The sequence below is a fragment of the Rhizobium sp. 10N414 genome, assembly GCF_056394785.1.
This window is the reverse complement of sequence record NZ_JBFTIN010000007.1, coordinates 84593-95545: the sequence shown is the minus strand read 5'-3', so window position 1 is coordinate 95545 and position 10953 is coordinate 84593. Positions and strand designations below refer to the sequence as shown.

The window sequence follows — 10953 nt, the reverse complement described above, 5'->3', positions numbered from 1 at the left end:
GTAAAACCCACCGGCCTTCGAGATTACAACACCGTCGACTTAGTCGAGGGCGGCGGTAACCGTGAACTCGACCTTGTACTTCGGTGCAGCAAGCTTGGCTTCGCTGGTAGCGCGAGCCGGCGTGTTGGCCGGGTCGACCCAGGCTTCCCAGGCAGCGTTCATTTCGGCAAAGTAGGACATGTCGGAGAGATAGATCAGCGTCTGCAGGATCTTCGACTTGTTCGAACCGGCCGCAGCGAGCAGACGATCGACTTCAGCCAGTGCCGACTTGCACTGTTCGGTGACGCTTTCGCCTTCGCCGACCTGACCTGCGAGGTAGACCGTGTTGCCGTGGACGACCGCGCCGCTCATGCGGGCGCCAACGTCGATGCGCTTAATGCTCATGATTGTCTCCTATTGGTGAAATGAAAGACGCCGCTGGAAAGAAGCGGCGTCGGACTCGGGTCAGTGATTGTGTTATGCGCGGATGTGCTGCGTCTTCTGATAGATCGCGGTCGAACGGGCACCGGAGCGGCAATAGCCGAGCATCGGACGCGGGAACTCATCAAGCGCGTCGACCATCCCGGCAATCGCCTCTTCGTTGACGCCCATCGGGCCGACCGGCACGTGTGCGATATCGAGGCCGAGTTCCTTTGCGCGCGCTTCGACCAGGGCATAAGGCGTCTGATCCGGGCTTTCGCCGTCCGGGCGATTGCAAACGATCGATTTGAAGCCCATGGCCTTGATCTGATCGAGATCCTCGACCGAAATCTGTCCGGAAACCGAATATTCGTCGTCGATTTGGCGAATGTCCATCGCTAATCCTCCTGAAATCATGGGCTGAATGACTACGCCGCCCCATGCCAAGCGTCAACCGCAGATCACTCACACGAAGGCAAAGCTGAGCGCATAATTTCGGCTCTCGCCGGGCTTCAGCATGATGAACTCACCCGCTGCTTCCAGCTCGGAGCGAGATACCCAGCGATGCGACACCGGCTCGATGCCGAGGACGTCGGCAGGTGCCTTCTGATTGCGCCAGACCTGCAGGTGCGGCAACGTCTCGGCAAGGACCCGCACTCGGAGGACCTTGCCGCCGATCGCGGCTATCGGGCCAAGACGCACCTCGGCAAAACCGCTGTCCGTTGCCGGCGCCTTAACGCAGAAGATGCCACCCGGCTCTTCACCAAAATTCCAGGGGAAGCCGCCACCCTCGAGCATCTTGCCTTCGAGACGCGTGCCGGCATCGAACCACTTGCCGCCAATATTCATATGGTACATCAGGAAAGTCGGCACGACCTTGTCGCTGGTGTTGACGACCTTGTCTTTAAGACTGACCTCGCCTGTCTGACCGTTGATGAACCAATGGCGTTCAATTCGAGCCGGCAAGCCTTCGACCGTTACGATATCGATATCCGCCCGGCACTCGGCATTCCCATTCTCGAATTTCGTCCAGAGGATCCTGGCTGCATGACCAGGGCCCGATCCATGCAAAGGATAGACCTTGCCGTCTGCGCGACCCGGAATCGGCTCGCGGTGACGGATATGGTCCGGTCCGCAGGTAAAGAGAAAGCCTTCGACAGAATGCGAGATGCGCGCGTCGCCGTCATCGGGGACCGCCTTCTTGGGAGCGATGTCGACACCATTGACGATACAGCCGCCGATATCCATCTGCGACGTCTCGTCCAGCATCAGCTTCGGCCCTCTTGCCGCGGCAAACTCGATCATTGTCCAACTTCCTCCCGGTTCTGGCGACTGATGCAGCGATATGTCTCGCAGCGGCATTCGTCAATCGCGGCTGCTATGCCGCTTCAGGGAACCGGCAGTTCACCCCAAAGGTTTATGAGCAAAGGAGAAATCACCAAATATTTATCTTTTGTTCAGTACGATTTCATAAATTCCACACTAGCGTCAAAATTCGCAGGTGTGTGTCGGCCAAGTCACTGAAGGATATGAAGACGTGAATCGCTTTGTAAGATCGGGATTGTCTGCCGCAGCTGCCGTGCTCGCCATCGCTGTCGCGCCTTCTGCCGATGCGCAGCAGTTTTACAACGGACGCCAGGGCGACATTGTCTTCGTGGCGCCGAACGGCGATATCCTCGACTACGTACCATCCGGCGCCGCCTACGCGCGCGACCGCAGGGGTAACCGCGTACTGGTCGATCCCTATGGCAATGTGATTGCGACCGAAATGCGCGCCCGCGGTTACTACCCGCGCCCGCCCGTGCGTGATGCCTACAATAACGACGCTTACTACGGCGACGATCCCTACGGCGATTCGCGCTATTCCGAACGCGGCGCCGTCACCGGCTCGATCCCGCGTGACGCTGCGATCGACCGACAGCCCCTGGACGAGCAGCCTTACCCGCAAGGCGGCGAAAACTACGCTTCCATCGAGCCGGACCAGCAAATGCCGGAGATGGCGCAGCCGAAGCCGCCTCAGGAGCCGGTGATCACGCTCAAGAACAAGTCGAAGTCCGAGATCGTCGCCCTTCAGGTGTTCCTCGACCGCGCCGGCGTGTCCCCAGGTGCGATCGATGGCCACATGGGCGCGAACGTGACCAAAGCGATCTATGCCTACCAGCAGATGACGGGTGAGACTCTCGACCCGAACAATACGGACGCCATCCTCGAGCAGCTTCGCATGACCGGCGGTCTGCCGCTGGTGAGCTACACGATCACGCCTGCGGATGCCGCTGGCCCCTATGTCGCGGAGATCCCCGAGGACTACGCACACAAGGCCGCGATGTCGTCGCTCGGCTACACCTCGACGACGGAAATGCTCGCTGAGCGCTTCCATATGGACGAAGGCTTCCTGAAGGAAATCAATCCGGGCATCGACTTCACGGTTCCCGGCACGGTCATCAAGGTTGTCAATCCTGGCGAAGTGAAAGCTGGATCGGTCGCGCGAATCATTGCCGACAAGGGCCGCAAGCAGGTCTTTGCCTATGACAACGCGGGCAATTTGGTTGCTGCCTACCCGGCCTCGATTGGCTCGACCGATACGCCCTCGCCTTCGGGTACGGTCACCGTCGAGCGCGTAGCTTTCAATCCGGGCTACACCTACAATCCGAAGATCAATTTCCAGCAGGGCGCCAACGACAAGATCTTGAACATTCCGCCGGGTCCGAACGGCCCGGTCGGCACGGTCTGGATGGCGCTCTCCAAGCCGACTTACGGTATCCACGGAACGCCGGAACCATCGAAGATCGGTCGGACCCAGAGCCATGGCTGTATCCGTCTGACAAACTGGGACGCCACCGAACTGGCGAAGATGGTCAAGCCGGGCGTAACAGTCGAATTCACCGACTGATCGATCCTGCCATTCCACCAACAAAAAATGCGCCGCAAAGGGCGCATTTTTTTGTTTAGCAGACAGTTTCCGCTAGGCGGCTGAGCGGATCAACGGGCCAGTGCTGCGCGCCGGCTCCGAGAGCTTTGCCGGGACCTTGCCCATGATCTCTTCAGCGAAACAGCGCGCGTTCTCGCGCGCCTTGTCGAGGTTGCTTACCCGGGCAGGATCGAGGGAATGCAGTGTGCCCCCACAGTCAAAGATGTCTCGGAAGGCAGACCGCTCGATGATTGCAGTATCCAACACCGGCACTTGGCGCTCGCTCAGCAGCGACTTGACGATGGAGAGCGCGCGTGTGGTCACCATCGAGTTGACACGGGTCAACACGACCGAGTGCCCAATACGGATGCCGGCCTTCTCGTCCAGATATTGCAGCAATTCGAGAACCTGCGCGCCGCCCCGAGCGTCCATGGCGCATCCCTGGATCGGGACCAGCACGTGATCGGAGAGGCCGATTGCCGTGGCAAGCAGCGGATTACGCGCACCGGGCAGATCGACGATGAAGTAGTCCGTATTGTGTTTGTTTTCCGATATGTGCAGCGGCAACGACGCCGACGTCACGAAATCGATGACCGAGATGTTGGCCACATGCCCGGATACTTCATGCCATCTCGTGATCCAGTGCTGCGGATCTGCGTCAAGGATTGTCACCCGATAGCCCTTCTGGGCAAGCTCGGTGGCGAGAAGAAGCACGGCTGTGGTCTTGCCGGCGCCGCCCTTGGTGTTTGCGAAAGTGATGACTGGCATGGACGGTCCTCGAAGGGAAAAGTGAGCCTCTCTATGGCCCTGTCGCGCACTTTCCGAAACATCGTGCGGTTAACGCATCCTTTACAATGATGGTTAACAACTCCTAAACACGGCGCCTGAAATTGCGGCTGACATTTCTTGCATCCCCTCGAAATCACGACGCCACGAATAAAAAAGCCCGGAAAGCCTAAGCTTTCCGGGCCAGTTGGGTCCGCCGTCTTGTCTAAATTCAGAAGCAGTCCTTGAAGAGCGCCTTCGTGTTTTCGAGCGTCATCTTGACCGGATTGCCGCCGGCGCTCGGATCTTCGATCGCCATCGCCGAAAGTTCATCGATTCGATCCGGCTTGATTCCCATCGCAGACAGGCTGTCGGGAACGCCAAGCTCGGCGCGAAGCTGCAGCACGTAGTTGTAGAATCCGTCGAAACCGCCGGAGATACCGAGATAGGCTGCAGCACGCGCAATCTTGTCTTCGATCGTCGAACGGTTGAAGCGAAGCACGGCCGGCATGACGACGGCATTCGTCATGCCGTGGTGGGTGTTGTAGACCGCGCCGATCGGGTGCGACAGCGCATGAATGGCGCCGAGGCCCTTCTGGAAAGCAACAGCGCCCATGGCGGCCGCCGACATCATGTTCGCGCGGGCTTCGAGGTCGGTGCCTTCCTTGTAGGCGCGTGGCAGGAATTCCTTGACGAGGCGCATGCCCTCCAGCGCGATGCCGGCAGACATCGGGTGGTAGAAGGGCGAGGAATAGGCTTCCAGGCAATGCGCGAAGGCATCCATGCCGGTGCCGGCCGTGATGATCTTCGGCATGCCGACCGTCAGTTCCGGATCTGCGATGACGACGCCCGGCAGGAACTTCGGGTGGAAGATGATCTTCTTCACATGGGTTTCGGAATTGGTGATGACGCTGGCGCGACCAACTTCCGAGCCCGTGCCCGCCGTCGTCGGCACGGCAACGATCGGCGCGATGCCTTCGACGCCGGCGCGTGTCCACCAGTCACCGATGTCCTCGAAGTCCCAGACGGGGCGCGTCTGGCCGGCCATGAAGGCCACGCACTTGCCGAGATCAAGGCCGGAACCGCCACCGAAGGCAACCACGCCGTCGTGGCCGCCATCCTTGAACGCCTTGACGCCGGCGTCGAGGTTCTTGTCGTTCGGGTTCGGATCTACATCGGCAAAGATTGCGCGACCGAGACCGGCGTCTTCCAGAACGTCGAGCGCCGTCTTGGTGATCGCCATGGACGCGAGGCCGCGATCGGTAATCAGCAGCGGCTTCTTCATGCCAAGGCTCTTGCAGGCGTCCGCCAGTTCCTTGATGCGCCCCCGACCTAACTTGAAGGCGGTCGGATAGCTCCAGTTGGCTGTGATGTTGCTGCTCATGCTGTGACTTTCTTCAGATGGTAGGATTTCGGACGCGTCAGATTGTGGAAGCCGATGATCGACAACGAGCCGCCACGGCCGGTTTCCTTGACACCGGTCCAGCAGAGCGCCGGATCGAGATAGTCTGCGCGGTTCATGAACACGGTGCCGGTTTCGATCTCGCGACCAAGCCGCCCTGCCCGCTCCGGATCCTTCGTCCAGAGCGAAGCCGTCAGGCCGTACTGGCTATCGTTCATCAGGGCCACTGCCTCGTCGTCGCTCTTCACCTTCATGATGCCGACAGCCGGACCGAAGGTTTCTTCGCGCATGAAGGCCATGGAGTGGTCGACGTTGACCAGGATCTGCGGAGCGAGATAAGCGCCGCCATCGTCCTGCGGGAACAGCTTGGGATCGACCAACGCCTTGGCACCCTTGGAGACGGCATCGGCGATCTGCTCGCGCACGACCTTGGCGAAACGCTTGTTCGCCATCGGCCCAAGCGACGTTTCCGGATCCAGCGGATTGCCGAGCTTGTAGTTCGATACCCAGGCGACCGACTTCTCGACGAAGCTGTCATAGAGCGACTCGTGCACATAGATGCGCTCGATTCCGCAGCAGCACTGGCCGGAATTGTAGGTCGCGCCGTCCATCAGCGTATCGACCGCCGCATCGAGATCCGCGTCTTCCATGACGTAGCCTGGATCCTTGCCGCCGAGCTCCAGGCCAAGCCCGGTAAACGTACCCGCCGCAGCGCGCTCCATCGAGCGACCGCCTTCGACCGAACCGGTGAAGTTGACGAAATTGAAGCTACCAGCAGCAATCAGGGCCGAGGTAGTCTCGTGATCGAGGAACACGTTCTGGAAGACATCCTCGGGAACGCCGGCCTCGACGAAGGCCTGCACCAGCCGCTCGCCGACCAGGAGCGTCTGCGAGGCATGTTTCAGAACAACCGCATTGCCCGCCATGAGCGCCGGGGCGATCGTGTTAATCGCCGTCATGTAGGGGTAGTTCCAGGGCGCCACGACGAAGACGACGCCATGCGCCTCGCGCTCGATCCGGCGCTCGAACTTGTCACTCTCTTCGACGACAAGCGGCGCCAACGCATCGGCAGCGATCGAGGCGACATAGTTGGAGCGCTCGTTGAAGCCCTTGTATTCGCCGCCATAACGGATCGGGCGGCCCATCTGCCAGGCAAGGTCGGGCACGACGACGTCGGACATTTCATTGAGCCGTGCGACGCCCTTCAGCACCAGCTGAACACGGTCTTCCAGCGGGCGTTTTGCCCAGGCCTTCTGCGCCTTGCGCGCACGCGCAACGGCCTCTTTCGCCGCCTCCAGCGAAAGCGCCGGGCGCTCGGCGTAAACCGATCCGTCGACCGGTGAAATGCATTGGATCATTCCCATGATCTTCATCCTATGTTTTAGCGTGCCGAAACCGGCGGACCTCCCAAACAATCTCCCGAGATATGGAAATCGTGTGACAGGACGCCGTCCGGCTTGGCTACGCTTTATGCTCTTTCGAAACCGCGCGCCACTTCCCAATCGGTGACGCGACGATCGTACTCTTCCTGCTCCCACTCGGCTGCGCGAGTATAGTGGTCGATGACATCATCGCCGAAGGCATTGCGCAGCATCTTCGATTTCGTCATGGCAACGGTTGCCGCACGCAACGTGCGCGGGATCTCGCGGACGCGGCGAGCGCCATAGGCGTCGCCGACAAATGGAGCCTCGAGTTCCACCTTGTTCTCGATGCCATCGATGCCCGCAGCAAGCAGTGCCGCAAAAGCGAGATAGGGATTGAGGTCAGACCCACCAACACGGCACTCGATGCGGATCGCCTTGGTGTCATCACCGCAGAGACGATAACCGGCCGTGCGGTTGTCCTTGCTCCAGATCGCTTTTGTCGGCGCGAACGTGCCGGCCATGAAGCGCTTGTAGGAGTTGATGTAAGGTGCCAGGAAATACGTGATCTCGCTCGCGTGCGAGAGCAGGCCGGCGATGTAGTTTTCCATTAGCGGCGACATGCCGTACTTGCCCTTCTCGTCATGGAAAAGCGGCGTCTTGCCGTCCACGCTCCAGAGCGACTGATGGATATGTGACGAGCTACCGGCGGCATTATAGTGCCACTTGGCGAGGAAAGTGATTGCCTTGCCCTTCGACCAGGCGATCTCCTTGCAGCCGTTCTTGATGATGGCATGGCGGTCCGCCATCGTCAGCGCATCGGCGTACCGGACATTGATTTCCTCCTGCCCGGCGGATGCTTCACCCTTCGAGTTCTCGACCGGAATGCCGGCCCCCTGAAGCCCCGTGCGGATTGCCCGCATAACCTCTTCTTCCTTGGTCGTCTGGAAGATGTGGTAGTCCTCGTTATAGGCGCTGGCGAGCTTCAGGTTGCGATAACCGGCTGCGTGCGCGGAGTCGTAGGTCTGGTCGAACAGGAAAAATTCGAGCTCCGAGGCCATAAAGGCCTTCATGCCCATGTCTTCCAGACGCTTGACCTGCTTCTTCAGGATCGCGCGCGGCGAATGCGGCACCTCTTCGTGGGAATGGTGGTCGAGCAGATCGCACAGCACGAGCGCCGTACCTTCAAGCCATGGAATCCGCCGCAGCGTCGAAAGGTCGGGCTTCATCGTGTAGTCGCCATAACCCTTTTCCCAACTCGTCGCCTTGTAACCGGAGACGGTTTCCATCTCCATGTCGGTGGCGACGAGATAGTTGCAGCTGTGCGTTTCCTTCCATGCGCTCTCGAGGAAGTATTCGGCCTGGAAACGCTTGCCCATCAAGCGGCCCTGCATATCCACCTGGCATGCCAGAACCGTGTCGATGCGCCCGTCGGCAACATCCTGCTTGAGATCGTCGAGAGTATAGATGCTCATATTGAATCCGCCTGAACCTGGAACTGAAAAAATCGGGTCAACGAAAGGGCATGCCGTCAAACGGGCGCGCCGCATCTGATGCGTTTTCGTTGAGCCGTTAAACGGGGCCGCCATCGCGGCCCCGCGGTTTGAGAGGGAAGTCGAAGCCTCAGCGTTCGCCAACTGCCTTTTCGGCAGCAGCAATCTCCGCCTGACGGCGCGCAACTTCCTCACCGATCGGCGGGCCCTTGAAGCGGCGGTTTTCAAAGCCGAACCAGATGATCGCAGTCAGTACGAGGAAGCCGACGGTGATGTAGAGAGCCCAATCATTCGGCGGCTGGATGCCGAGGACGAAGATCAGCACCATCGCCAGGATCGAAAGAATCGCGAACAGCTTGAACATGCCTTCGCCGAGGTTCCACGGACCCATCTTGTCCCACTTCGACGAACCCCAGGCGAGGAGGCCGAGGGTGATCGGGATCGCGAAGGAGAAGAACAGGAAGATAACCGTGCACGACACGACGATCGTGTAAACCGGCGTTTCGCCGATCGAAACGAGCGACGAGCCCCAGACGAACAGGACCGCGAGGATCGAGCCAGTCCAGATGGCCGCGACCGGCGTGCGGAACTTCGGGCTGACCTTGGCGAGTGCCTTGGAGGCCGGCAGACCGCCGTCGCGCGAGAAGGCGAAGATCATGCGCGAAACCGAGGTGACGGTCGCAAGGCCGCACAGCCACTGGCTGACGAAGATGGCAAAGTAGAGCACATCCTTGACGACAACATTGACCTGGCTGTCCATCGCCCAGAAGAACACGTTCCAGCCTTGCTTCGCCGCCTCTTCCATGTTCGGCAGCATCAACACGAAGGCGCAAAGCATGATGTAGCCGAAAAGCGCGGACCACAGAACGGAGGAGACCATGCCGCGCGGAACGGAATGAGCTGCCTTGACCGTCTCCTCCGACGTATGGGCCGAAGCGTCATAGCCGGTGATTGTGTAAATCGGCAGCAGAAGACCGAGCAGGAATACCCAAGCGCCCGAAGTCTCCGGCCACACGTTGCCGCCGGCTTCGCCGGAATAGTTGGCAAAGGTGAAAAGACGGCCGAACTCGTAGGACGGAGCCGCCAACAGGCACACCACTGCGAGCGCGATCGCCGTCGCGAAAATGAGATAACCGGAAAAGTCCGTGAGCTTCGCCGTCAGGCCGATACCCATGTGGTTCACGAGCGCCTGTGCGCCGGTGATGACGACCAGGAAAACGATACGAACAGTCGTCGTGTCCGTCAGGCCGAAGTAGCTCGTCCCAAGGGAGCCCATGAAGAAATAGTAGGTGCCGACGTTGATCGCGCCGAGAACGGTGACGAGGCCGAGCAGGTTGAACCAGGCGGTCAGCCAGCCGGTGAAGCGGTTGCCGAGGATCGAACCCCAGTGGTAGAGGCCACCCGCGGTCGGATAGGCCGAGCTGATCTGCGCCATCGCGACGGCGAACACCAGCGAAACGAAGCAACCAACCGGCCAGCCGATGCCGATGGCCGCGCCGCCGGCGCCGGAAGTCGCTTGCGCCAGCGAGTTGATACCGCCGGAAAGAATGCAGATAATAGAGAACGAGACGGCAAAATTCGAGAACGCGCTCAGCCTCCGCTCCAACTCCTGGGCATAGCCCATGGAGTGCAGGATATGCGTGTCCTGCTTCTTGTCGTGATCCGTGTAGTCGGACATGACTTCCCCCTGTTAGCGATCAGCCGCGGGATTGCGAGTGATCATCCAGTGCCAAAGTGCCCGTGACGTTTTCGCCTACGGGCGGATCGCAGTTAGACTGCTCCCTGGGGTCTTTCTCTTCGTTGTCAGGCGTCCAGGCTTTGCCGGAGAAGCCTCGTCAGATAGCCGGCCATGACCCCTTGGCCGTCTTCATCTGAGATGAGGTCGTTGCGGACCTCGATCATTACATTGCGCAGCCCGTTCGAAAGCCCGTGCAGGATGAGCGTGTGGGTCACGCCATCAACGGGGCCGTAAGGCTCGTTACGTTCGATTTTATAGAGAGGCGAGCCGGTCGATGCGGCGTTCAACACGCTGTCGGCAAAGCGGCTGTCTTCGTCATGCAATATACCAATTTCCACGGCACGTGTCTTGCCGTGGTAAACAGGAGTGAAGCTGTGGACCGTCGCAATCACCGTCTCCTGCCCCCTCGCCCTGCGATCGCGAATCAGTGCGCGAATGGCGTCGTGAAAAGGAATATACAATGCTTCGGTGCGCGCGAGGCGTTCTTCCGCGCTGAGATCGGCATTGCCCGGAATTTCATAGACTTCACTCTTCTCGGGCATGGCGCCGGCTGACTCCGGCGGCCTGTTGCAATCGTAAATCAATCGCGAAAATCGCTGGTAGACGAGCGTGGCGTCGAGCGCCTCGGAAATCCCGCGGGCGACTGCCAATGCGCCAGGGTCCCATGCGATATGGCTTTTCAGAGCCTCACGGGAGAGACCGAGGGTACCGTATCGCTCGGGCATCAAACGCGACGCATGCTCGCAGATCACCAGCAGCGGGCTCTCGCCATTCGGCCGCTCAACGGAAACGCAGTCGCCTTCCGCTTCACTTAGGACCTTGAACTGAGCAGGCACCACAGGCGCATCCCGATCATTAATTAAAGAATGTATAAGAAAAGAATTCTT

10 protein-coding genes are annotated in these 10953 nt (G+C 59.8%); 1 reads left to right on the top strand and 9 read right to left on the bottom strand.

Translation table 11 applies throughout. From position 1 onward, the window contains the following. Positions 1 to 39: 39 nt before the first annotated feature. The 3 genes from AC1DE4_RS09505 to AC1DE4_RS09495 form a co-directional block, all read right to left on the bottom strand. Positions 40 to 384 (bottom strand): RidA family protein, encoded by a 345-nt coding sequence (locus AC1DE4_RS09505; RefSeq protein ID WP_018858293.1) that lies wholly within the window; start codon positions 382 to 384, stop codon positions 40 to 42. A 72-nt stretch (positions 385 to 456) separates the two neighbouring features. Continuing rightward, positions 457 to 795 carry a protein tyrosine phosphatase family protein gene (locus AC1DE4_RS09500; protein WP_018858292.1) on the bottom strand — a complete coding sequence of 113 codons (339 nt, stop codon included), beginning with the start codon at positions 793 to 795 and terminating at the stop codon, positions 457 to 459. 69 nt (positions 796 to 864) lie between these two features. Continuing rightward, positions 865 to 1704, bottom strand: a complete 840-nt coding sequence (locus tag AC1DE4_RS09495) for a DUF4432 family protein (RefSeq protein WP_018858291.1) — start codon at positions 1702 to 1704, stop codon at positions 865 to 867. 232 nt (positions 1705 to 1936) lie between these two features. On the opposite strand from AC1DE4_RS09495, the gene AC1DE4_RS09490 reads away from it, so the two are divergent. Then, positions 1937 to 3289 (top strand): L,D-transpeptidase family protein, encoded by a 1353-nt coding sequence (locus tag AC1DE4_RS09490; protein ID WP_026371936.1) that lies wholly within the window; start codon positions 1937 to 1939, stop codon positions 3287 to 3289. A gap of 72 nt (positions 3290 to 3361) precedes the next feature. Here AC1DE4_RS09490 and AC1DE4_RS09485 read toward each other — a convergent pair whose 3' ends face one another. The 6 genes from AC1DE4_RS09485 to AC1DE4_RS09460 all read right to left on the bottom strand — a co-directional run bounded on the left by AC1DE4_RS09485 (position 3362) and on the right by AC1DE4_RS09460 (position 10905). Continuing rightward, a complete protein-coding gene (locus AC1DE4_RS09485) occupies positions 3362 to 4075 on the bottom strand; it encodes an AAA family ATPase (RefSeq protein WP_477881146.1) in 714 nt (237 codons plus the stop codon). 229 nt (positions 4076 to 4304) lie between these two features. Further along, on the bottom strand, positions 4305 to 5456 hold the full coding sequence (locus AC1DE4_RS09480) for an iron-containing alcohol dehydrogenase (RefSeq protein WP_169681478.1): 1152 nt from the start codon (positions 5454 to 5456) through the stop codon (positions 4305 to 4307). Beyond that, a complete protein-coding gene (locus tag AC1DE4_RS09475) occupies positions 5453 to 6838 on the bottom strand; it encodes an aldehyde dehydrogenase family protein (RefSeq protein WP_477881144.1) in 1386 nt (461 codons plus the stop codon). Before AC1DE4_RS09475 ends, AC1DE4_RS09480 begins: the two co-directional genes overlap by 4 nt. Positions 6839 to 6942: 104 nt before the next feature. Then, positions 6943 to 8310, bottom strand: a complete 1368-nt coding sequence (locus AC1DE4_RS09470) for a glutamine synthetase family protein (protein ID WP_018857116.1) — start codon at positions 8308 to 8310, stop codon at positions 6943 to 6945. Positions 8311 to 8458: 148 nt separating this feature from the next. Continuing rightward, a complete protein-coding gene (locus AC1DE4_RS09465) occupies positions 8459 to 10006 on the bottom strand; it encodes an amino acid permease (protein WP_018857117.1) in 1548 nt (515 codons plus the stop codon). Positions 10007 to 10131: 125 nt separating this feature from the next. Continuing rightward, positions 10132 to 10905 (bottom strand): N-formylglutamate amidohydrolase, encoded by a 774-nt coding sequence (locus AC1DE4_RS09460; RefSeq protein WP_477881142.1) that lies wholly within the window; start codon positions 10903 to 10905, stop codon positions 10132 to 10134. Positions 10906 to 10953 lie beyond the last annotated feature (48 nt).

Excerpts from the sequence above, each read along its gene's own strand:
- AC1DE4_RS09505 (WP_018858293.1), bottom strand. The coding sequence starts at position 384 with ATGAGCATTAAGCGCATCGACGTTGGCGCCCGCATGAGCGGCGCGGTC.
- AC1DE4_RS09500 (WP_018858292.1), bottom strand. The coding sequence starts at position 795 with ATGGACATTCGCCAAATCGACGACGAATATTCGGTTTCCGGACAGATT.
- AC1DE4_RS09495 (WP_018858291.1), bottom strand. The coding sequence starts at position 1,704 with ATGATCGAGTTTGCCGCGGCAAGAGGGCCGAAGCTGATGCTGGACGAG.
- AC1DE4_RS09485 (WP_477881146.1), bottom strand. The coding sequence starts at position 4,075 with ATGCCAGTCATCACTTTCGCAAACACCAAGGGCGGCGCCGGCAAGACC.
- AC1DE4_RS09480 (WP_169681478.1), bottom strand. The coding sequence starts at position 5,456 with ATGAGCAGCAACATCACAGCCAACTGGAGCTATCCGACCGCCTTCAAG.
- AC1DE4_RS09475 (WP_477881144.1), bottom strand. The coding sequence starts at position 6,838 with ATGGGAATGATCCAATGCATTTCACCGGTCGACGGATCGGTTTACGCC.
- AC1DE4_RS09470 (WP_018857116.1), bottom strand. The coding sequence starts at position 8,310 with ATGAGCATCTATACTCTCGACGATCTCAAGCAGGATGTTGCCGACGGG.
- AC1DE4_RS09465 (WP_018857117.1), bottom strand. The coding sequence starts at position 10,006 with ATGTCCGACTACACGGATCACGACAAGAAGCAGGACACGCATATCCTG.